Source organism: Bradyrhizobium sp. in8p8, assembly GCF_000426845.1.
Taxonomy (GTDB): domain Bacteria; phylum Pseudomonadota; class Alphaproteobacteria; order Rhizobiales; family Xanthobacteraceae; genus Bradyrhizobium; species Bradyrhizobium japonicum_C.
Map to the genome: position 1 here is coordinate 101700 of NZ_AUGD01000007.1, position 20499 is coordinate 122198.

19 protein-coding genes and 1 pseudogene are annotated in these 20499 nt (G+C 62.9%); 6 read left to right on the plus strand and 14 right to left on the minus strand.

What is annotated here, in order from left to right; genetic code table 11:
• Positions 1-110 precede the first annotated feature (110 nt).
• The gene (gene ppsA, locus K408_RS0118870; RefSeq protein WP_024340254.1) at positions 111-2531 is read right to left on the minus strand and encodes a phosphoenolpyruvate synthase; all 2421 of its coding nucleotides are present in this window, start codon (positions 2529-2531) and stop codon (positions 111-113) included.
• Between the two features lie 119 nt (positions 2532-2650).
• Here ppsA and K408_RS38195 point away from each other — a divergent pair, with 119 nt between their 5' ends.
• Positions 2651-3784, plus strand: a complete 1134-nt coding sequence (locus K408_RS38195; RefSeq protein ID WP_433994141.1) for an SbmA/BacA-like family transporter — start codon at positions 2651-2653, stop codon at positions 3782-3784.
• Here the strand turns inward: K408_RS38195 and K408_RS0118880 are convergent.
• From K408_RS0118880 to K408_RS0118890, 3 genes are all read right to left on the minus strand, one after another.
• A complete protein-coding gene (locus K408_RS0118880; RefSeq protein ID WP_024340252.1) occupies positions 3771-4712 on the minus strand; it encodes a 1-phosphofructokinase family hexose kinase in 942 nt (313 codons plus the stop codon). The genes K408_RS38195 and K408_RS0118880 overlap by 14 nt on opposite strands.
• 4 nt (positions 4713-4716) lie before the next feature.
• A complete protein-coding gene (locus K408_RS38200; RefSeq protein WP_024340251.1) occupies positions 4717-6111 on the minus strand; it encodes a GH1 family beta-glucosidase in 1395 nt (464 codons plus the stop codon).
• A gap of 161 nt (positions 6112-6272) precedes the next feature.
• Positions 6273-6995: a c-type cytochrome gene (locus K408_RS0118890; RefSeq protein ID WP_024340250.1), complete on the minus strand. Its 723-nt coding sequence runs from the start codon at positions 6993-6995 to the stop codon at positions 6273-6275.
• A 117-nt stretch (positions 6996-7112) separates the two neighbouring features.
• Between K408_RS0118890 and K408_RS0118895 the strand changes: the two genes are divergently transcribed.
• Entirely contained in the window at positions 7113-7871 is a 759-nt protein-coding gene (locus tag K408_RS0118895) for a CBS domain-containing protein (protein ID WP_024340249.1), read from the plus strand.
• A gap of 133 nt (positions 7872-8004) precedes the next feature.
• Here K408_RS0118895 and K408_RS0118900 read toward each other — a convergent pair whose 3' ends face one another.
• The 3 genes from K408_RS0118900 to K408_RS38205 are packed head-to-tail and all read right to left on the minus strand — an operon-like array spanning position 8005 to position 12049.
• Entirely contained in the window at positions 8005-9561 is a 1557-nt protein-coding gene (locus K408_RS0118900; RefSeq protein WP_024340248.1) for an arylsulfatase, read from the minus strand.
• Positions 9558-10601: a formylglycine-generating enzyme family protein gene (locus K408_RS0118905; protein WP_200948531.1), complete on the minus strand. Its 1044-nt coding sequence runs from the start codon at positions 10599-10601 to the stop codon at positions 9558-9560. Before K408_RS0118905 ends, K408_RS0118900 begins: the two co-directional genes overlap by 4 nt.
• Positions 10602-10603: 2 nt before the next feature.
• Positions 10604-12049, minus strand: coding sequence for an alginate export family protein (locus K408_RS38205; protein WP_162250036.1), 1446 nt, complete (start codon positions 12047-12049; stop codon positions 10604-10606).
• A gap of 254 nt (positions 12050-12303) precedes the next feature.
• Here K408_RS38205 and K408_RS44315 point away from each other — a divergent pair.
• Positions 12304-12408 (plus strand): annotated as a pseudogene (locus K408_RS44315) (transposase); the annotation flags it as partial.
• 203 nt (positions 12409-12611) lie between these two features.
• On the opposite strand, the gene K408_RS42135 reads toward K408_RS44315, so the two are convergent.
• From K408_RS42135 to groL, 7 genes are all read right to left on the minus strand, one after another.
• A complete protein-coding gene (locus K408_RS42135) occupies positions 12612-12770 on the minus strand; it encodes a hypothetical protein (RefSeq protein ID WP_155248507.1) in 159 nt (52 codons plus the stop codon).
• 28 nt (positions 12771-12798) lie between these two features.
• Entirely contained in the window at positions 12799-12993 is a 195-nt protein-coding gene (locus K408_RS0118920; protein WP_024340245.1) for a hypothetical protein, read from the minus strand.
• A gap of 255 nt (positions 12994-13248) precedes the next feature.
• Positions 13249-13428, minus strand: a complete 180-nt coding sequence (locus K408_RS0118925; protein ID WP_024340244.1) for a hypothetical protein — start codon at positions 13426-13428, stop codon at positions 13249-13251.
• Between the two features lie 22 nt (positions 13429-13450).
• Complete coding sequence (locus K408_RS0118930) at positions 13451-14173, minus strand: CBS domain-containing protein (protein ID WP_024340243.1); 723 nt, start codon at positions 14171-14173, stop codon at positions 13451-13453.
• A gap of 77 nt (positions 14174-14250) precedes the next feature.
• A complete protein-coding gene (locus K408_RS0118935) occupies positions 14251-14772 on the minus strand; it encodes an Hsp20/alpha crystallin family protein (protein WP_024340242.1) in 522 nt (173 codons plus the stop codon).
• Between the two features lie 216 nt (positions 14773-14988).
• Positions 14989-15207 carry a ChaB family protein gene (locus K408_RS0118940; RefSeq protein ID WP_024340241.1) on the minus strand — a complete coding sequence of 73 codons (219 nt, stop codon included), beginning with the start codon at positions 15205-15207 and terminating at the stop codon, positions 14989-14991.
• A gap of 78 nt (positions 15208-15285) precedes the next feature.
• Entirely contained in the window at positions 15286-16908 is a 1623-nt protein-coding gene (gene groL / locus K408_RS0118945) for a chaperonin GroEL (RefSeq protein WP_024340240.1), read from the minus strand.
• Between the two features lie 281 nt (positions 16909-17189).
• Here groL and K408_RS0118950 point away from each other — a divergent pair, with 281 nt between their 5' ends.
• The 3 genes from K408_RS0118950 to K408_RS0118960 are packed head-to-tail and all read left to right on the plus strand — an operon-like array spanning position 17190 to position 20366.
• The gene (locus K408_RS0118950; protein WP_024340239.1) at positions 17190-18464 is read left to right on the plus strand and encodes an efflux RND transporter periplasmic adaptor subunit; all 1275 of its coding nucleotides are present in this window, start codon (positions 17190-17192) and stop codon (positions 18462-18464) included.
• Positions 18461-19687 carry an ABC transporter permease gene (locus K408_RS0118955; RefSeq protein WP_024340238.1) on the plus strand — a complete coding sequence of 409 codons (1227 nt, stop codon included), beginning with the start codon at positions 18461-18463 and terminating at the stop codon, positions 19685-19687. The genes K408_RS0118950 and K408_RS0118955 overlap by 4 nt, the downstream gene beginning before the upstream one ends.
• Entirely contained in the window at positions 19680-20366 is a 687-nt protein-coding gene (locus K408_RS0118960; RefSeq protein ID WP_024340237.1) for an ABC transporter ATP-binding protein, read from the plus strand. The genes K408_RS0118955 and K408_RS0118960 overlap by 8 nt, the downstream gene beginning before the upstream one ends.
• The last annotated feature ends 133 nt before the right edge of the window (positions 20367-20499 follow it).

A 20499-nucleotide genomic window follows, 5' to 3' on the forward strand; every position in this document is an offset into this window, starting at 1 on the left:
GTCCCGCTTCGGCTGACTGTTCGGCATGATCTCGGCAGCAAACGCGTTCCGGGCTTGCTGCGAGCGTTTGTTGGGACGGAAGACTGCTGCGCAGTCTTCCGGATCATGCTTCAGCCCGCAGCCCGCCGCCGTCCGCCGCTGTCGCTCTCCGCGGCGCCGACGGTCTCGATGGTCCGCAACACGCTCGACGGATTCACGCTGATCGAGTCGATCCCGAGCTCAGCCAGATACTTGGCGATCTCCGGGTAGTTCGCGGGGGCCTCACCACAGATGCCGACGTGGCGGCGGTTGCGCTTGGCGCCAAGCACGGCCATCGACAGCATTTGCAGCATGCCGGGATCGCGCTCGTCGAAATCGAAGGCGACGATCTCGGAATCCCTGTCGACGCCGAGCGTCAGCTGGGTGAGATCGTTGGAGCCGATGGAGAATCCGTCGAACAATTGCGCGAACTGGTCGATCAGGATGACGTTGTTCGGGATCTCGCACATCATGTAGATTTCAAGGCCGCCGTCGCCTCGTTTCAAGCCGTGATCCGCCATGGCCGCAATGACCTTGCGCGCTTCTTCGACACGCCGGCAGAACGGAATCATGATCTTGAGATTGGTCAGGCCCATCGCCTCGCGCACCCGCTTCATGGCGGCGCATTCCAGCGCGAAGCCTTGCGCATAGGCGGGGTGGGCGTAGCGGGCGGCGCCCCTGAAGCCGAGCATCGGGTTCTCCTCGCGAGGCTCGAAATCGGCCCCGCCGAGCAGGTTCGCATATTCATTGGTCTTGAAATCGGATAGGCGCACGATCACCGGCCGGGGATAGAACGCCGCGGCGATGGTGCCGACGCCTTCCGACAGCCGCTCGACGAAGAACTCGGACGGCTTCTTGTGGCGCGCGGTCAACAGCTTGATCTTCCGTCGGTCCCGCGCTGAGGTCACCTTGCCGGGGCAGGCGAGCGCCATCGGATGGATCCCGATATGCTGGTTGATGATGAATTCCATGCGGGCAAGGCCAACGCCATCGCTCGGCAGGGATGCGCTCTTGAACGCGATCTCGGGATTGCCGAGGTTCACCATGATTTCGGTGCGCGGCTTCCGCACACTTTCGGTCGCGGTCCGTTCGACCTCGTAGGGCAGTGTACCCTCGAAGACGTGGCCGATATCGCCTTCCGCGCAGGACACCGTCACCGCCGTGCCCGTCTTCGCTTTCTTGCTGAAATTGCCGGTTCCGACCACTGCGGGCACGCCGAGCTCGCGCGCGATGATCGCGGCATGGCAGGTCCGGCCGCCATGATCGGTGACGATCGCGGCGGCAAGCTTCATGACGGGCTCCCAGTCCGGGCTCGTCGCCGTCGCGACCAGCACCTCGCCGGGGCGGAATTTCCGGAGATCCCGCTCGTTGCTGATCAGCCGGATGCGTCCTGCCGCGATCTTCTCTCCGACGGCGCGGCCTTCCGCCAGCGCTGTCCCGCGCGCTTTCAGGACATAGCTCTCGAGCGCCTCCGGCGTTCGGCGGGAGGCGACCGTCTCGGGCCTGGCCTGGATGATGTACAGCGAACCGTCCTTGCCGTCCTTGGCCCATTCGACGTCCATTGGGGTCGGCTTGCCGGCCTTTTGCGAGTAGTGCTTCTCGACCAGCAGCGCGCACTCGGCCAGCGTCAGGACCTCGTTGTCATTGATGCAGAATTGCTGGCGCTCGCGCGCTGCCGTTGCCACGTTCCGGGTTGCGTTGCGCCCGCGACCGTAGACCATCCGCTTGGCCTTGGATCCCAGGCGGCGCGACAGAACCGAGCGGAAGCCGGCATTGAAGGTCGGCTTGTGAACGTAGAATTCGTCGGGGTCGACAGCGCCCTGCACGATGTTCTCGCCCAGTCCGTAGACGCCGGTCACGAACACGACGTCGCGAAACCCGGTCTCGGTGTCGAGTGTGAAGGTGACGCCGCTTGCCGCAAGGTCCGAACGAACCATCTTCATGACCGCGACAGACAGCGCGACCTTGAAGTGATCGAAACCCTTGTCGATCCGATAGGAGATCGCGCGATCCGTAAACAGCGAAGCGAAGCAGCGGCGGCAGGCCTCCATCAGCCCGTCCGCGCCGCGGATGTTGAGGAAGCTGTCGTGCTGTCCGGCAAAGCTCGCGGTCGGCAGGTCTTCGGCCGTGGCCGAGCTACGGACCGCCACCGCAACGTTGCGACCATATTCCTGCTCCAGCTGCCGGTACGCCTGTGCGACCTGCTGGCGGAGATCATCCCGGTCGGTAGCGGCATAGACGATCGCGCGCGCGGCCGCGGCGCGTCGGGCAAGATCGGCGATCCGCCGCTTGTCGATGCCGGCGAGCAGAGGGCCCAGCTTGTCCCACGCACCGGCTTCGGTCAGGGCGTCTCGGAATGCCGCGGCCGTCAGCGCAAAGCCGTTCGGGACCTTGACGCCCTGCGGCGTCAGTACCGAATATAATTCGCCCAGGGATGCGGTCTTGCCTCCGACCAGCGGCACGTCGGCAAGACGGATGTCCCTGAACCAGCGAATGTAGCTCGGTGCGTCCATCGCGCATTCTCCCGCGCTGCAAAATGGATCTGAATGTCGATATCTTTCCCGCATCTGCGCGCGACTGATTTGCGAAAGATCAAGTGCGCAACGCGCGCCCGCTTTAGCTGTGAACAATAATGACGATGGAACCCGACCAGAGCGCCTCTTCACTGGAGAGGTCACGATTTTGGCAGAGCGCCTCCGGCTTCTGGCGTGGAGTACCGGCATGGCGCGTCTGGGCGCTGTGCGCGCTCCTGGTGAGCGTCGTCGTCCTCCAGCTCTATGTGCAATTTCGTTTCAACTACTGGAATCGCGACTTCTTCGATGCGCTGGAGAGCCGCGATCCCGCACGGCTGAGAGGCCAGGCGCTCCTGCTCGTCCCATTGTGCCTCGGCAGCGTCGCGCTCGCCGTCACCTCGGTCTGGGGCCGCATGACCGTGCAAAGAAAGTGGCGGGAATGGCTGACCGGCAAGGTGATCGACTATTGGGTCGAGGATGACCGTTATGCCCGCCTCGCGGCCGTGCAGAGCGAGCAGCAGATTCCCGAATACCGGATTGCCGAGGACGTCAGGATCGCAACGGATGCGCCGATCGACTTGGCGCTCGGGCTGGTCTCCGCGCTGCTCAGCGCCGTCATCTTCATTCAGATTCTCTGGACCGTGGGTGGCGACATCGCGCTGCCTGTGGGAAGTCATTCCGTCCGGATTCCGGGCTACCTCGTCATCGGTGTGGCGCTCTATTCCGGCATCGTGACGACCGCGATGACGCTGGTCGGGGCGCCCCTGACCCGGCTGGTCCAGATCAAGAACCAGGCCGAGGCGGAGTTGATCACGGCGGCCCACGAGCTGCGCGACATCGGGGAGGGGGCCGCGCCGCGAGACCGACGGTCGGAAGTCTGCCGCGACGTTCGCAGTGCGCTCAGGGCGACCATCGATCAGTGGCGCCGTCTGTGCTGGCAACTGATGCGGACGACGATCGTGTCACATGGAAACACGCTTTTGGCGCCGATCATCGGCCTGGTGCTTTGCGCGCCGAAATTTCTTTCCGGAGCCATGACACTGGGGGAGCTCACGCAAGCCGCCGCGGCTTTCACGCTGGTGCAGGCCTCGTTCAACTGGGTTGTCGACAATTACGCGCGTATCGCCGATTGGAGGTCGTCGTTGGAACGGGTCGGCGGTCTTCTGCTTTCGCTCGACCGCCTCAACCGGGAAACGCCGCCGCAGCAGGCAGAGTCCCCGATGCTTCCGGCTGGATCGGTCAAATTGCCGTAGAAAGAATGACTTGTTCGGCGAGACGCTTGACGTCGTCGGGCCGGCAGAGTTCGGTGCCTGGATTGAGCAGGGCCGCGGCGCCGGCGGCGACGGCCTGCCGAAAGCAGCGCTCGAGGCCGGCTCCAGATGCCAGCCCATAGACCAGCGCGCCCAGAAAACTGTCACCTGCACCAACAGCGCCGACGGGCGTGATCGCAAGAGGTTTTGCGTGCAGCACCTGCCGGCTCGTCACCAGGGCGGCGCCGAGATGTCCCATTGTCAGGGCGACGATCGCCGCTTTGCCGCTGCGCACCAACGTCTTCGCAGCAGCTTCCCATTCGGCGGCGTCGGATGGCTCGTGACCGACCAGTTCGCGCATCTCTCGCAGGTTCGGCTTGACCAGCTCGATGCCCTCGGCCACCGCGGCAACAAGGGCCGGACCGGAGGTATCCAGGATCATCTTGGCCTCGCGCCGTTTCACGATCCTTGCGACACGCGCGTAGAAATCGTCGGGCACCCCCGCCGGCAGGCTTCCGCTGGCAACCACGAAGCTGGGAAACGGTTGAAGCGCCGACAGCATGGCGAGGCAGGTCTGCCATTCATTCTCGGCAAGAGGCGGTCCAGGCAGGATGAAGCGATAGGGCTGGGACGTGCTGATCTCGCGAACGAAGAAGTCTTGTCGGGTTTCGCCCGCGATCGGAAAGGTCAGGCTTTCGATGCCCTCCTTGTCGAGCAATTGTCGCAGCAGGTCTCCTGTGAGGCCACCCACCGGATAGAGCGCAGTGGCATTGCCGCCGAGGCGCTTGACCACGCGCGCAACGTTGATGCCGCCGCCGCCGGGGTCGCGGCGCTGCCCGATGCCGCGCAGCTTGGCGACGGGGATGATCCTGTCCACCGACGTCGACACGTCGACGGCCGGATTGGGCGTGATCGTGAGGATCTCGGTCATCGGCTCAATCGGAGACCGCGGTGGCGGCCGCCGCCCCGGCTCGTTCGGTCATGGTGTCGCGCTCCGCACGGTCTGCAGCAATCCGCGATGTTCGCGCCGTCCGGATGAGATCGGCATACCAGTGCGCCGACGCCTTCAGTGTCCGCTTCTGCGTGGCAAAATCGACATGAACCAGACCGAACCGCTGCGAATAGCCCGATGTCCACTCGAAGTTGTCGAGCAGGGACCAGACGAAATAGCCTTTGACGTCGGCTCCGGCCCGGATCGCCTCCTGCATTGCCCTTGTATAGGCATCAAGATAGGCAATTCGTGCAGGGTCCTGAACGCGGCCGGCCTCGTCAAGCTTGTCGTCCGCGGCCGTGCCGTTCTCCAGCACATAGATCGGCAAACGGAAGCGGTGGTGGATGTCCAGCAGCGTGTCGCGGAACGCGTCGGGTACGATGGGCCAGCCGATAGCGGTTCGTCGCACCTCGACGGGCGGTGCGCCGAAGCCAGCGCCGATCAAATTGACATCGGCCCTGATGTAGTGCGGCGAATAGTGGTTGAGCCCGAACCAGTCGACCGGCCTTGCTATCTGAGCCATGTCGCCCGGCTTGATATAAGGCTCGATCGCCTCGGCAAGCTCCAGGGGGTAATGGGCAAAGTGCTGCGGATACGGAAATGCGTCGTTCCAGTACGGCGCGAAGCGCCACGTCGCCGCAACATCCTCCTCCCGCGTGGTGGCGGGATAACAGGGCTGGCGGTTGTGAATGGCGCCGAGCGATGCGTTCGCCACCGACTGGCGGAGCACGTCGATGGCACGGCCGTGGCTCAGATTGACGTGGTGAATGGCTTGGTGCAAAGCGCCCCTGTCGGCGATGCCGGGTGCGTTCCAGCCGAGACCATATCCGAACAACGTGAATACGCATGGTTCATTGAAGGTGGCGAACCGCTTGACCCGGTCGCCAAGGCGTCGGGCCAACAACGCAGCATAATCGGCGAACCATCCCGCGATGTCCCGGTTCTGCCAGCCGCCGAGATCCTGCAACGCCTGCGGCAGATCCCAGTGATAGAGACAGGCCCAGGGTTCTATGCCGGCCGCCAGAAGAGCATCGACCAGGCCGTCGTAGAAATCGAGACCCGCCTGGTTCGCAGCCCCGCGGCCGCGGGGCAGAACGCGCGGCCATGAGATCGAGAAGCGGTAAGCGCCGACGCCGATATCGCGCATCAGCGCGATGTCTTCAGGGTAGCGGTGATAATGATCGCATGCGACGTCGCCGGTGTCGCCGTTCTTGATGCGACCCTGTTGCCGGCAATAGCTGTCCCAAATGCTGTCGCCGCGTCCATCCAGGTGAGAGGCGCCCTCGATCTGGAAGCTCGAGGTCGAGACGCCCCACAGAAACGAATCCGCTGCCGGCATCCGCGTTTGAGGTGAGGGAGCGGTTCCGTCTGTCGTTGTCATGTGCCTGCCTTGCGATGGCGCAGTTCGGATGGGATCGGTCCACAATGCTGCTCTTTACCGATCTGCGTTTGACGGAGATCAACCGCCCGGCAGGCAGGCCGTCAGCGCCATGACGCCTCCTAGCGCGGCGGCAGGCCGGCTCTCAAGGCTTCCAGGTACGCGACGATCTCGTCGATTTGGTAATCTGCGAGGCGGGGGTTTGGCATGGCCTGTTCAGGTCCGAGCCTGCGGTGACCGGAAATGAGGAACAGCCTCATGCCTTCGGCGGAGAACGAGGGGCGATTGACGATCGCCAGCAAGCTCGCGGCCGGCGGGCGGAACGCCGGCGATTCCTTCGCGGCATCCTCCACGACATGGCATGTTCCGCAGGACGCATGGGCCAGCGCCCGGCCTTCGGCGACCTGATCGACGAACAATTGGTTGGTGACAGGCGGACGAACCGGGACTTGGATTGTGATCGAGGCGTAGCCGCTGGCCCGATGGCAGCTGTTGCATTCGTTCGTCAGGTCCGAATAGGCTTTGGTGAATGCAGGCACGTCCTTTTGCTGGATCGCCAAGCTTACGGCTTGCAGATGATCCTTGGCGGGACCGAGGCGTGATGGATCGGGCAAGAGCTTGCCGGAGGCTGCGAGATTGCCTTCGATATGTTGGATTTCGTAGCTCGCCAGGCTCCAGTTGCTGAACTTGCCTGCAAACCAGAGCTTGGCATGTTGCAGTTGAAGGCGGGTCATGAGATCGGAGAGCGCAGCAGAGACGTCGGCTGACCTTGCAGCCGGCGCTCCTGCGCCCAGCGCCGCGACCGCCGCAAAGATCGCCATCATGAACATTGCTCGCAGGCGCATGTCCAATGCCCCAGATTTGACGGCAGCATGGCACTCTATCCCAGCCGGGCGTTGATCTCGATCAAGAGCCTGTCAGGAGCGGGCGACTACCTCTAACTTCTCTCTGGAGTTGAAGTCATGCGCGCGCATCAGATCATGTCCCGCCGGGTGATAGCCATTCGGCCCGAGGCCTCGATCGCCGACGCCATCAAGGTCATGCTCACTCACCACATCAGTGGATTGCCGGTCACGGATTCGGCAGGCAATCTCGTCGGCATCATTTGCGAGAGCGACTTCCTCAGACGGGCCGAGCTCGAAACGGAGCACACTCGCAACCGGCTGCTGACGGTTCTGCTCGGAGCAGACCGGGTTGCGCGCGAGTTCGTCAAGGAGCATGGGCGCAAAGTCGAGCAAGTGATGACGCGTGATCCGGCGACGGCAAAGGAGGACACTCCGCTCGAGGAGATTGCCGATCTGATGGAGCGCCGGAACCTGAATCATGTCCCGGTCATGCGTGATGAGCGCATTGTCGGCATCATCACCCGGTCCGACTTCCTGTCCGCAATCGCCGGCCCGCTGACCGGCGCACCCGGCTATTCGGAGGACGACAGCCAGATTCGGCGCTCGGTCCTTGCGGCCATGGCCGGGATGCCTTGGCAGCCCGTCGGCCTGAACGTGAGCGTGAGGGATGGCAAGGTGACGCTGCGCGGCGTCGTCAAGGGCGACAACCCCCGCCGGGCCGCAATCGTCGCATGTGAGAACGTTTCAGGCGTCCGCGGCGTCGATGATCGCCTGTGCCTTCAGTCGGACAGCCCGGCCCCGGAGGACGATTACGGCGGTGGGGACTTCGTCTCGCTGCAGGCAGAACCGTCCACGGTCGATGACGAACCATTGTGACGATCGCCCCTGCCGGAGCACTGCAGGGCGACCGCGCGGAAGGATCTAGGCCGCGTATTCATAAATCAGCGGCATAGTGCGATGGAGACAATATCTGCTGAGCGCCTACCGCGGCAACCGATGCTCAGTGTGCCTACCGTGGTCTGAGGGTGCCCCCTTCCTGGCGAGGCGGGAACTGCTCCATTGATTGGTAGTGCTCAGCTAGAATGTCGCGGATCATGTTGCCAAGGTACGCCTTTCGCATCGCCAACAAGTTCGAGCGATGCCCGTCGCGCTGCTCGAACGGGTCCATGCGCAGGTTGAAGACCAGCGCGCTTTCGACGAAGGGATCGAAGAAGCCGTTGCGCGTCTTGAAATGGGTTTTCCAGGGCCCGAAGCGCAGAGCGGTCATCTCCTTTTCGTTGTACATGATGTGGACCTGACGGTTCGAAGGCGCCTCACCGCGCCAATGGGCAAGATTGTCGATGCCGTCGATCTTTACCTTATGACTTTCGAGGAGGTCCTTGCGAACGTCTACGACGCCAGCTGCACGTGAAAGCGTGGTAAAAAGATCCATGTGATTCTGAATACCGTTCGAGACCGAAGCCGGTTTGATGGCGGCTGGCCAGCGGATCAGCATCGGCACGCGCACGCCGCCTTCCCAAGTGGTCGCTTTCTCGGAGCGGAATGGCGTCGTGCCGCCGTCCGGCCACCAGGCCGCCATTGCGCCATTGTCGCTGGTGAACATCACGATGGTATTTTCGCGAAGGCCGAGATCGTCCAGCTTCTTAAGGATCGCACCCACCTGCTGGTCGAGCTCGATCATGCCGGAGCCGTAGATGTCGTCACCTGACGAGAAGGGCTGCGCAAGCAGCCGACTTTCAGGCCGCAAATTTGTGTAGATGTGCATGCGCGAGGGTGCATGCCAGACGAAAAATGGCTCGCGCGCTTTTACTGCTTCATCCATGAATGCCAGGGTCCGCGAAAGGAACTCGTCGTCGACCGTCTCCATGCGTTTGCGGGTCAGCGGCCCCGTATCGGTGCAGCGTTGCCGGCCCCATGAGCCGAAGCGCGGGTCGGCTGGCGCCGGATTGTCTTGCGGCATCGCAACGCAGTCGAGGACACCGCGCGGCCGGTACTTGTCGTTGAATGCCTTGTCCTTTGGCCAATCCAGGTCCTCGGGCTCGTCCTCCGTGTTGAGGTGATAGAGATTGCCAAAGAACTGGTCGAAGCCGCGGACGGTCGGCAGGTGCTCGTTGCGATCGCCGAGATGGTTCTTTCCGAACTGGCCTGTGCGATAGCCCAGCGGTTTGAGCACTTCGGCGAGCGTCGGATCGCGCTCGTCGATCCCGATCATTGAGCCGGGCGAACTGACCGTCGTCAGGCCGGTGCGGATCGGCATCTGGCCCGTGATGAACGCGGCACGGCCAGGCGTGCAACTTGGCTCGGCATAGTGATCCGTGAAGAGCACGCCCTCCTTAGCGATCCGGTCGATGTTGGGTGTCGGAACCATCATGCCATGCGAATAGGCGCCGACATTCGTGATGCCGACGTCGTCGGCCATGATCATGATGATGTTGGGCCGCGCTAGGATCGGCGGTTGCGCGGGACGAGCTTGCTGCGCAGGAGCTTGAGCCGCCGGTTGTTGGGCGGCAGCAAGCGAGGTCGTTGCCAGTACCAACGCCGTGGAGATCGCAAGCAATCGAATCATGTGTGGTCTCCCCCTTTTCGCAGAACTGTTCTGAAGCCTATGTGCGAACTTCCGGAGTCGAGGGCGGCTGGCTGACGCGCGCTCGGGCGGTACCGGAAACAGTAGTTGTCGGCGCACAAGTGCGAGCCGCCTTTGACGACCTTCATGCCACGCTGGAAGCCCCGCGCGTCGCGATAGTCGTCAGCGGTTAGCTCCCACACATTTCCAGCCATGTCGAAGAGGCCGTAACCATTGACCTCGAAACAGCCGACCGGAGCTGTTCCCTCGAATCCGTCCAGCAGTTGATTGGATACCGGAAAACGTCCTTGCCAAACATTCGCCTGCCAGACACCTGAAGGGGTCTTCTCGTCACCCCAGACATATTCGGCGCCATCCAGCCCGCCGCGCGCGGCAAATTCCCACTCCGCCTCCGTCGGCAGGTCGCGCCCCGCCCAGCGCGCGTATGCTGCTGCGTCTTCGTGGGTGACCTGAACCACCGGGTGATTCATGCGGTCGTCGATCGACGAGCCAGGCCCTTGAGGGTGCTGCCAGTTCGCGCCAGGCGTGTAGCGCCACCACTGCCGGAAATCCTCGGCGCTGCCTAGCGCGGCTGGCGCATGGAAGACCATGCCGCCGGGCAACAGGAGATGTGGGGGCGCGCTCGGATAAAGCGCGGGATCGACCGGGCGCTCGGCGACCGTAATGTAGCCGGTCGCCGCAACAAATGCCGCGAATTGTGCGTTGGTCACTTCGTGGCGGTCGATCCAGAAGCCGTCAACGCTGACGACCCGCTGCGGTCTCTCTTCAGGGAAGTGTTTGTCCGACCCCATTCGATAGCTGCCGCCAGCCACGAAGATCATGCCGCGGGTGACCGTTGTGTTCTTCGGCAGCCCAAAATAGGCGCTGCACAACTGTTGGGCGCCCGCGGATGAATCGATGGAAGCGCCGCGACTGAGCGCTAAGCCACCAGAAACCCCGATGAATAGAAGCACCGCGGCCCCGACCGCCGCGCTCCATCGCCGGCCACCGGCCACGCTCTGTTTTTCCGTTCTCTGCGTCATGATCAGTACTTCAACGAGACAATGAAACCGGCGGAAAGCCAGGTCTCGGAGTTGATGCCGGGAAGAGACGTGATGCCGCGACCGGGAACGCCCACCGAGCCCCACATTGTCGTGGCGATCTGTGGCGTGCAAACATGTGTCCACTCGGCATAGATCTCGTCGGCGAGATCGTGGTGCGCCACGCCGGTGGTAAGCAGGAGGTTTCCGTTGACCACGTTGAGCCGCGCGCCTTGCCCGAACTGAAGCGGCGAATTCAATTCATTGGCGCGAGTGTGGATGAACTGAAATTTCAGGAAGTCCTGCTGGGTCGCAACGAGGTTCAGCGTAACGCGATGGTAGTTGACGTTCGAGTTCAGAAACGTGTAGGCGCTCGATGCGCCAAACCACCAATTCTCGAGACCGTTCCCATAGAACAGCGGGTCGAACCGCTCATACGTCCGCGTCGACGGGTTATCGCCGGAGAACGAGGCATAACCATAGGACAAGGCCGGTGTCATCGGCAGGCTTGCAAAACGATTGCCGATTTCGCCGTACCAGGCGTTGGCGCGCATATCGATCCGGTCGTTGCGCTGTAAGGCAAGTTCACCGCGGATCCAGGCCGCCGGCAGGCCGATGGCCGTCCCCTCAATCCGGCCATAGCCGTACCACGTCTCGGTGCCGTCTCGCCCGTTGGGGATGATCAATGGAAATGTCGGGATGGGGTAAGGGGCCGTCGAGTTCTGCACTTTGACATAGGCGCCGCCGACGCGGGAGCCAGCGCCCCAGGCATATTCGAGCACGCCGCCGACCAGACGTGTCTCCGTGTCGGCCGACTTCAGTTCGTTAGGATCGAGATGGAAGGCCTCTGCCTTCCAGCCGCCCAAGGTAACGCGCGCGATCGCTGTATTTTCCCACGAAAGGCGCGGCAGCAGGCTCACGGCGCCGCGCTCGAAGCCGTTTCCCGCGCCTTGCCAGACGATCATTCCCGTGCCGATTCCGTAGGGCTGCTGACCGGCAGAAATCTCGAAGTTCAGCTGATCGGCGGGATTGCGCGTTCGGACGCCGCCATAGGCTTTCTCGACCAGCACAGCGCCTTGGTTCTTCTGATCGAACGGATCGACGCCGAGTGTACCTGAGAAGCCGACGCTAAAGCCGCCAAACAGCTCCCATCCCTGAGAAGGGCGCAGCGCGATCTCGAAGCCAGGAGCGAACCAACCTTCAAACCAACCCTTTCTCCGCTGGTACGTCGATCCAGGTGTAAGCGAATCTAGCCCGTACCACGTCCCCGATGAGCCAAACGCGCCCATAAGCACGGCAAGCTTGCCCTCTAGCCGCACATTTTCGTTGTCCACCAGGAGCAAGGGATTTGCAGGGGGCGGCACACCTTCCGCGCCGGCAGTGGTACCTCCAGAAACAAATCCGGAGAGGCCAAGAAGCAGCGCGCGGAATGCAAGTGAGCGATCGACCATAGCTAAGCGGCAGCGCCTCGCTCTCGACGCGATCGATAAACTCTCTACCGTCGCCCACTTTGGCGATGGCTGGTATCGTAGCAACAATCCCATCACGATCGACCGCAGGGAATTTGCTTTCAATCGTCGTGACTCTACTTATCAGTCAGAAGTCGTGCAATCCGTCGGTCATTGAGTGCATGCGGCAAAGCTACTCACTACGGCATGGACTGCTCCTACCGTAATACCCGTTGATTCTGCACTAGCGTTCGAATTTGCAACTCGAGGATTACGAATGGACGGCAATCAAGCCGATGCTGCCGAACAAACCGCGTGGCGTTCCCCGGGTAAACGACCGACGTGTCCTCAGTGAAATTTTGGGGTCTTGCGCCAACATTCCGAAAAGTAATCGCAGCGGTCCGATCTGCTTCAGCCCCATCTCCTACCGCGCTTGCAACGAGCGGTTCTTTAATGGGCAGTATCGTCGTGTGACGACACGCTACGACAGGCTGGCCGCCAATTACCCTGCTTTCGCTCAACGCGCATCCATCAGATTGTGGCTGCGCCTTAATGAGTCCGCGTCCTAGTCTTCTGACCCGGTGAAATCGGGATTCGCAGCACGGCCGGCTGTCGCACGGGCGGCTTGCTTGGAAGGCTTGATCGTCGCCGAAAAGTACAGTGCGAGTTCGAGGATGCCGTACATTGCGAAGACCATCAGCGCCTTGATTGCTTCGTTGGTCATCTGAATGTCCTCCAACAATTGATCTCGACTAACGTTGGGCCATTTCGGTCGGTGTCTGCACGAGGTGAGCCTGATGAACATGTCTTGCGCTCAGCGGGCTCAATTCGGATTCGGCAAAGCGGACCGACAGCGTGGCCGCGACGATGGCGATTCCGGCCAGCAATCCGGCAGCGACCACTTTCAGATGCGTTGCCTTCTCCGCAGTGTAGATCGAGTGGTTCATCGCAGGCCTCTTGCCGGTGCGTGCTGGCAAGATTCTTACTAACGCATGAAGCGTCCGACTGAAATTTGGGGGCTTCACCTAAGGTAATATCCGTAGCCGCGGGAGGAGCGAAAACTTGCACTCCCGGAGTACCGGCTCACCACCTGCCTGAGCTGTGCCGGCCGACCGTCATCAGCGGCTTCGCGCGTCGGCTCGACAGAGCGGGTGAGCCCGCAGGCGGCACTCCAGAGGCCCGCGGCCGTGCCGCGTCGGCTGCTAGCGCGGTGCCTGTCGGTCCCGCCCGGTAAAGGCGGCAATCAGCCCGACCAGGGCAGTCACGAGCAACATGGTCACGATGGTCTGGATCAAGCCGAAGTTGAGCGCGTCGCGTGCCACGAACAGCGCCGTAATCGGCGCTGCTATGGCGAAGAGAATACGAACGAACCATCCGAGCATGGCGGCCACGATCGGCAGGAGTTCAGCCAGCGGCCTTCATGTCTTCGGGCGATTCCACATACAACCCGGTGTAGGTATCGACGAAGCAGAGATGGTCGTGAACCTCCTTGACGCCGGCGGTATTCTCGGCGGCGACGATGGCGGCCTGACGTGCCTCGTCGGTGGTGACGAGGCCGTGCAGATGCACGACGCCGTTGCGGACATTCACCTCAAAGCCGATCGGACGCCAGTCCGTGGCCTTGACTGCGCGCGTGATGCGCTCGCGAACGTGCTCATCATCGGCGGTCGGATCGGGAATTTCGTGCAGGAGGCTCGCCACGGCTTGCAGCAAATTCGTGCTGGTGACGATCCCGACGGGCGCCTTGCCCCGCAGGACCGGGACGCGCTTGATGTCGTTCTTCTCCATCAGGTCGACCAGCTCGGCGAGATCGGTGTCTTCCTGCACCGAGACGACCTGCTTCGTCATGACGTCCGCGACCTTGCGGCCGCGCTCGTGAACGAACTCGGCAGCCGAGCGTCCCGGTCCCATGAAGAACTTCAGCCAGGCGGCGTGCCTGCGGCCGGTGCTGATCTCGCTGCGGCGGAGGAAGTCGCTCTCCGAGACCACGCCGACGAGGTTTCCGGCGTCGTCGACGACGGGCAGGCCGCTGATGTGCATTCGGAGCATGATCTTGGCCGCCTCTTCGATCGTCGTATGCGGCGTTACGGCAACCAGGTCCTTGGTCATGATGTGATGCGCGCGCATGTTGTGTCCTCGAATTCGCTGGCGGGTTTCCGGAGTGAGGCGAGGCTGCGACTGTCGCAGCCTCGCGTCGCGGGCCTTCAGGCGGCCTTCACGTTGATGGTCTTGGCCGGCTTCTGAGCTTCTTCGGTCTTGGGAAGGACGACCTTGAGCACGCCGTTCTTGAACGTCGCCTCGATCTTGTCGGAATTGACGCCGTCCGGAAGCGCGAAATAGCGCTCGAAGGAGCCGTAACGGCGCTCGGAGACGTAATAGTCCTTCTTCTTCTCTTCGGTCTCTTCCTTCTTCTCGCCCTTGATGGTGAGACCGCCATTGGCGAGCTTGACTTCGATGTTCTTCTCGTCGAGGCCCGGAAGCTCAACCGTGATCTCGTAGGCCTTCTCGCTCTCCGCGACGTCGACGGCCGGCGCATTGAAATTCTTGGACAGATCGCGTTCCAGTCGGGCGAGCGAGCGGAACGGCCGCTTCCAGAAGCCGTTGCCGAAATCGTCGAAAATCTGGTCGATTTCATTTCTCAGCGCCTGGAACGGCTGCCATGCCTCTCCGGTTGCTGCCGGCGCGGTGGACGTCTTGGTGACAGGTAACTTGGTCTCGGTTGCCATGATCATTGTCTCCTTCGAGGTTGACCATTCCGGTCGTCGAGGAGAATAGCCGTGGCGATCGTGCGTTGGTTGATTTCGCTCAATCTCGGGACTGGTGCGTGCGAGCTTGGATGCGGTGATCGGACAACTGGATAGCCGTGCCCAAGGCTGAGATCCGTGAATTCGCGTCAGTCTCCCAGACATGTCTCGGTCGCGGAGCGATCGAGAGCACGTGGCCTACCAGCCTGGTCTCCTTGGTACCCATTCATCGCCGAGCTTCACGTAGGAGCGCTTCACCGCGGCCCAAGCCGTGCGGTGCGCAATCTCCTCTTGCCGGAGATCCCCGGCATGCGAGGCAAAGGCGTGGTTGAATGCTTCGCGATAGATATCGAGAGCATGAGGCGGCAAGTGGTGCCGCACACCCGCGGGGAGATCGTTGTTGGAGCGATAGGGCATCGTCTCGTCCCCTGCCAGATCATCGCCGGCCTCGGCATCGACGGCTGGTACCGGTCGATCGCGGCAGTTTCGCCGCCGTTACATCGCCATGTCGGGCTCGGGCAACCGATCGCGTTTCGGTTCCGGGATCTCCGTCATTGTGGCTTCCGTCAGAAGAAGCACGCTTGCGACGGACACGGCGTTTTCGAGCGCGGTCCGTACCACCTTCACCGGGTCGACGATGCCGGCTTCCACGAGATCGACATAGACCTTCCGGGCGGCGTCGAAGCCGAAACTTCCCTCGCTGCCGAGCATCCGTGCAACCACGACGCCACCATCGGTCGCGGAATTTTCGGCGATTTGGCGCGCGGGCGCCTCAAGTGCCCGTTTCAGGATCTGCACGCCAGTTCGTTCGTCACCTTCGCAGGCGGCCTCTTCCTTGGCTACCGCTGCGACCGTGCGGAGCAGGGCGAGACCGCCGCCCGGCACGATGCCCTCGGCCACCGCAGCCTTCGTCGAGCTGATCGCATCGTCGAGCGCTTCCTTCTTGGCCTTCATCTCGGCTTCGGTCGGTGCTCCCACCCGGATCACGGCAACGCCGCCCGACAGCTTGGCGAGGCGCTCTTCGAGCTTCTCGCGGTCGTAATCGCTCGTCGTCTTCTCGATCTCGACACGGATTTGCGCGAGCCGCGCCTCGATGCGGGCGCGATCGCCGCCGCTCCCGATCAGGGTGGTATTCTCCTTGTCGGCGACGACGCGCGCGGCGCGACCGAGTTGCTGCAAGGTGGCGCTTTCCAGTTTGAGGCCGATCTCCGCCGAGATCACCTGCGCCCCGGTGAGGATGGCGATGTCCTCCAGCATGGCCTTGCGCCTGTCGCCGAAGCCAGGCGCCTTGACCGCGCAAGCCTTGAGCACGCCGCGAAGCTGATTGACGATGAGAGTCGCCAGCGCTTCGCCCTCGATGTCCTCGGCGATGATCAGAAGCGAGCGGCCGCTCTTGGCGACCTGCTCGAGCAGGGGAACGAGATCGCGCAGGGCACCGATCTTGTGATCGCAAAGCAGCACGCAGGGATCCTGCAACACGGCTTCCATGCGGTCGGCATCCGTGACGAAATAGGGCGACAGGAAGCCGCGGTCGAATTTCATGCCTTCGACCACGTCCAGCAGGGTCTCGGTGGTCTTGGATTCCTCCACCGAGATCACGCCGTCGCCGCCGACTTTCTCGATCGCATCCGCCACCAGCTCACCGATTGCGATGTCGTTGTGTGCCGAGATCGTGGCGACCTGAACCTTCTCCGCCCTGGTCTGCACCGGCTTCGCCATCGCGTGCAAGGCGGCGATGGCAGCCTGTGTGCCACGATCGAGGCCGCGTTTGAGGTCGATCGCGCTTGCGCCTGCGACGACGTTGCGGACGCCGTCCGAAAGGATCGCCTGGGCCAGGATGGTCGACGTGCTGGTGCCGTCGCCGACGACGTCGCCGGTCTTCTCTGCGGCCTGCCGCAGCACCTGCGCGCCCAGGTTTTCTTCGGCGTCCTTGAGATCGAATTCCTTGGCGATGGTGACGCCGTCGTTGCAGACGATCGGTGCGCCCCACGACTTCTGGATCAGGACGGATTTCGACTTCGGCCCGAGCGTGACGCGCACGGCGTCGGCCAGAAGTGACGCGCCGCGCAAGACTTTCTCACGAGCTGCCGAGTGAAACAGGACCTGTTTGTGCGCCATTTCCAATCCCTCTGTCTAGCTGCGGCCGCAGATGCGATTTGCGCCAGTCTGGATGAGTGAGCTGGAGCCGAATTGATCTTGGTCAATCTGCAGAGCACGCTTCCTTGGAGACCTGCTGCCGGAACTGGATAGACCGATGCAAAGTCCGGAATTTGCGGCAGCGCGAATTTTCCAGCCGGTGCGTTGACTTGGCGCAATCCGGAGCTCGGGTGGTGCGGTAGCTTCTGCAAGAATTGAACCTTCCCCAGCGAATCTGGCGGAGTTCGCAACCGCGCACGGTCATGGTCGAGCAGACACTATCTCTTCCGAGGCAGGAGCATAAGGACAGGCCCTGGGTCGCATCCGTGTGGTCAGGAATCCTCGCGCGCAAATGGCTTGTGCTCGCGGTTCTCGTTCTGCTCGCTCTCGGCGCCTGGCAGGGCGTCCGCGTCCTGTTCGGGCCTTCCGTCGTGGTCGACCAGGTCGTGCGCGGTCGTTTGGTCGAAACCGTGGTGGCGAGCGGGCATGTCGAGACGCCGTACCGGGTCGAGATCGGCAGCCAGATTACCGGCACTGTCGCGGAGGTGCTGGTGCAGGAGGGCGAGAAGGTCACCAAGGGGCAGTCGCTGATCTCGCTGGAAGCACGCGAACTGAAAGCGGCCGTGATCCAGGCGCAGGGGGCGGTAGCCCAGGCCGAAGCCCGGATCAGGCAGCTCGAAGAGCTGACGCTGCCGTCCGCAAAGGAGGCGCTGACGCAGGCGCAAGCGACGCTCCTCAACGCCCAGCAGACCTATGACCGCACGGCGCAGCTCGAACGCAATGGCTACGCGACCAAGGCTGCGCTGGATGATGCGCAGAAGACTCTCGATGTCGCGCGCGCCGTGAAGCGCGCGGCGGAATTCCAGGTCTATACCGCCAGTCCCGGCGGCAGCGACTATGTCATGGCGCAGACCCAGCTCAACCAGGCGCGTGCCAACCTGGACACGGCGGAATCCCGCCTGGGCTATGCGACCATCGTGGCTCCTCGGGACGGCGTTCTCATCACCCGCAGCGTCGAGCGAGGCACCGTGGCGCAGCCGGGCAAGGCGCTCTTGGTTCTTGCGCCTTCGGGTGACCTGCAACTGGTGCTGCAGATCGACGAGCGCAATCTCGGAAAGCTCGCACTCGGGCAGAGCGCGCTGGCATCCGCGGATGCTTATCCGGACCGGCGGTTCGCCGCCAAGCTCTCCTACATCAATCCGGGCATCGACATTTCCCGCGCGACGGTCCAGGTGAAGCTGACGGTGGCGGATCCGCCGGAAGAACTGCGTCAGGACATGACCGTCTCGGTCGATATCGAGGTTGCCGCGAAGGACGATGCGAAGGTGCTTCCCGTCCGCTCGGTTCATGACATCCTCTCCGGACAGCCCTGGGTTCTGACCATCGAGGGTGGCCGGGCGGTCAAGCGCCCGGTGAAGCTTGGCTTGCGCGGCAACAGCAACATCGAGATCGCTGCGGGACTTGAAGCCGGTGACGTTGCCATTCCGCAAAGCTCCGGCATGGTGCCCGGACAGCGGGTGCGGGCCGTCCTGCCATGAATCGCTGGCTGCCATTCGAATGGATCGCCGCGGTGCGCTTCCTGCGCGAAGGGAGACTGCAGACCATCTTCATCATTGGCGGTATTTCGATCGGCGTCGGTGTCATCGTCTTCATGTCGGCGATGCTCGCGGGCATGGAGGCAAATTTCATCAGGCGCGTGCTGACGTCACAGCCGCAGATCCAGCTCCTCACGCCGGATCAGGTCGCGCGTCCCCTGCGCAACGCCGCCGGCGTGATCGAGGATGCGGTAGTGCAGCGGCCGAGCCAGCGGGTGATCTCGATCGACCAGTGGCCGAAGATCCGAGCCCAGATGCTCGCCATGCCGGAAATTACCGCGGTCTCACCCACCATCACGGGATCCGCGCTGGCCATCCGCGGCGACGCCAGCCGGGCGGTGACGTTGACCGGCATCGAGCCGGACACGTATTTCAACATCGTCAAGGTGCCGGACTACATAGTCGCCGGCAGCGCGCGGCTGACCAGCGAGGACATCATCATCGGCACCGAGCTCGCCAAGAATCTCGGCGCCACCGTGGGCGACAAGCTGAATCTTCAGGCGGCAAGCTCTGCCAACCGGGTGCTGACGATCTCCGGGCTGGTCGATTTCGGCAACAAGAGCGCGAATCAGCGGGTCGCCTTCATCGCATTGCGGACCGGACAATCTCTGCTCGGCATGATCGGGGGCGTCACCACCATCGACCTGACGATCAAGGACATCTATGCGGCCGAAACCATCGCTAGGCGGATTCAGGCCGCGACGGCAGTAGAGGCCGACAGCTGGATTGCCACCAACGCGCAGTTCTTCACCGCCGTCCAGGCGCAGATCTACACCAACACCTTGATCCGTGTGTTTGTCGGCCTGTCGGTAGCCTTCGGCATCGCAGCCGTGCTCATCGTGTCGGTGATCCAGCGCTCTAAGGAGATCGGCATCCTCAGGGCGATGGGTACCTCGCGCGGCCAGATCCTGCGGGTGTTCCTGCTCCAGGGCGGGCTGCTCGGCTTTGTCGGCTCCCTGTTCGGCGCGGCGATGGGCGCTCTTGCGCTGATCTATTGGCACGCCGTTGCCCGCCAGGCTGATGGAAGCGAGTTCTTTCCGCTCATCCTGGAGCGACGTCTCTTCATCTATACGGCGGTGCTCGCCACGGTCACCGGGCTGTTGGCTGCGACGGCGCCGGCGCTGCGCGCCGCGAAGCTCGATCCGGTGGTGGCGATCCGTGGCTGACGCGATTCTGAAGCTCGAGGGCGTCCGGAAGGCCTATAATGTGGGCCTGCCAACCGAGACCGAGGTGTTGCACGGCATCGACCTCGAGCTCGATCATGGCGAGTTCCTGGCTCTGATCGGCCCGTCCGGCTCTGGCAAGAGCACGCTGCTGAACATCGTCGGCCTGCTCGATCGGCCGACGTCCGGCCGGCTCCTCATCAAGGGGCGGGATACGGCGTTGCTGGGTGACGACGAACTCACGCACCTGCGGGGACATACCATCGGCTTCGTGTTTCAGCATCATTTGCTGATCTCGGCCTTCACCGCCCGAGAAAACATCATGATGCCGATGCTTGCCGATCGCGGATTTCCCAGCGCGGAGATCGCAGCCCGGGCCGATCATCTCCTTGCCGAGGTCGGGCTGGAGAAATTCGGAGACAATCTCGCCAACAACATGTCCGGTGGCCAGCAGCAGCGGGTGGCCGTGGCGAGGGCCCTAGCCATGAATCCGGATCTCGTGCTCGCGGACGAGCCGACCGGCAACCTCGATACGAAGTCGGCCGATGCCGTCTTCGAGCTGATGCGGCGGGTGAATCGGGAGAGCGGCACGAGCTTCCTGCTCGTCACCCACAATCTCGACCTGGCGCGCCGGTGCGACCGCATCATCCAGGTGGTCGACGGCCGGATTGCGCAGCATTGAGGGCCGGCGCAACCGTCGAGATGCGCCTCAGCTCCTCGCGCAATTGCGGATGCTTGCACGATAGCGTGATGGTCGTGGTGTTGACCTGAATCAAGCAGAAGGCGCCGTTGCCCATTACCATTCGTACCGCAGC

What these genes read in the sequence shown, in the direction of transcription:
- ppsA (WP_024340254.1), bottom strand. Translation starts at nt 2,531, where the DNA reads ATGGACGCACCGAGCTACATTCGCTGGTTCAGGGACATCCGTCTTGCC.
- K408_RS38195 (WP_433994141.1), top strand. Translation starts at nt 2,651, where the DNA reads ATGACGATGGAACCCGACCAGAGCGCCTCTTCACTGGAGAGGTCACGA.
- K408_RS0118900 (WP_024340248.1), bottom strand. Translation starts at nt 9,561, where the DNA reads ATGATTCGATTGCTTGCGATCTCCACGGCGTTGGTACTGGCAACGACC.
- K408_RS0118930 (WP_024340243.1), bottom strand. Translation starts at nt 14,173, where the DNA reads ATGCGCGCGCATCACATCATGACCAAGGACCTGGTTGCCGTAACGCCG.
- K408_RS0118955 (WP_024340238.1), top strand. Translation starts at nt 18,461, where the DNA reads ATGAATCGCTGGCTGCCATTCGAATGGATCGCCGCGGTGCGCTTCCTG.
- K408_RS0118895 (WP_024340249.1), top strand. Translation starts at nt 7,113, where the DNA reads ATGCGCGCGCATCAGATCATGTCCCGCCGGGTGATAGCCATTCGGCCC.
- K408_RS0118920 (WP_024340245.1), bottom strand. Translation starts at nt 12,993, where the DNA reads ATGAACCACTCGATCTACACTGCGGAGAAGGCAACGCATCTGAAAGTG.
- K408_RS0118880 (WP_024340252.1), bottom strand. Translation starts at nt 4,712, where the DNA reads ATGACCGAGATCCTCACGATCACGCCCAATCCGGCCGTCGACGTGTCG.
- K408_RS0118925 (WP_024340244.1), bottom strand. Translation starts at nt 13,428, where the DNA reads ATGCTCGGATGGTTCGTTCGTATTCTCTTCGCCATAGCAGCGCCGATT.
- K408_RS42135 (WP_155248507.1), bottom strand. Translation starts at nt 12,770, where the DNA reads ATGACCAACGAAGCAATCAAGGCGCTGATGGTCTTCGCAATGTACGGC.
- K408_RS0118905 (WP_200948531.1), bottom strand. Translation starts at nt 10,601, where the DNA reads ATGACGCAGAGAACGGAAAAACAGAGCGTGGCCGGTGGCCGGCGATGG.
- K408_RS0118935 (WP_024340242.1), bottom strand. Translation starts at nt 14,772, where the DNA reads ATGGCAACCGAGACCAAGTTACCTGTCACCAAGACGTCCACCGCGCCG.
- K408_RS38200 (WP_024340251.1), bottom strand. Translation starts at nt 6,111, where the DNA reads ATGCCGGCAGCGGATTCGTTTCTGTGGGGCGTCTCGACCTCGAGCTTC.
- K408_RS0118890 (WP_024340250.1), bottom strand. Translation starts at nt 6,995, where the DNA reads ATGCGCCTGCGAGCAATGTTCATGATGGCGATCTTTGCGGCGGTCGCG.
- groL (WP_024340240.1), bottom strand. Translation starts at nt 16,908, where the DNA reads ATGGCGCACAAACAGGTCCTGTTTCACTCGGCAGCTCGTGAGAAAGTC.
- K408_RS0118950 (WP_024340239.1), top strand. Translation starts at nt 17,190, where the DNA reads ATGGTCGAGCAGACACTATCTCTTCCGAGGCAGGAGCATAAGGACAGG.
- K408_RS38205 (WP_162250036.1), bottom strand. Translation starts at nt 12,049, where the DNA reads ATGGTCGATCGCTCACTTGCATTCCGCGCGCTGCTTCTTGGCCTCTCC.
- K408_RS0118940 (WP_024340241.1), bottom strand. Translation starts at nt 15,207, where the DNA reads ATGCCCTATCGCTCCAACAACGATCTCCCCGCGGGTGTGCGGCACCAC.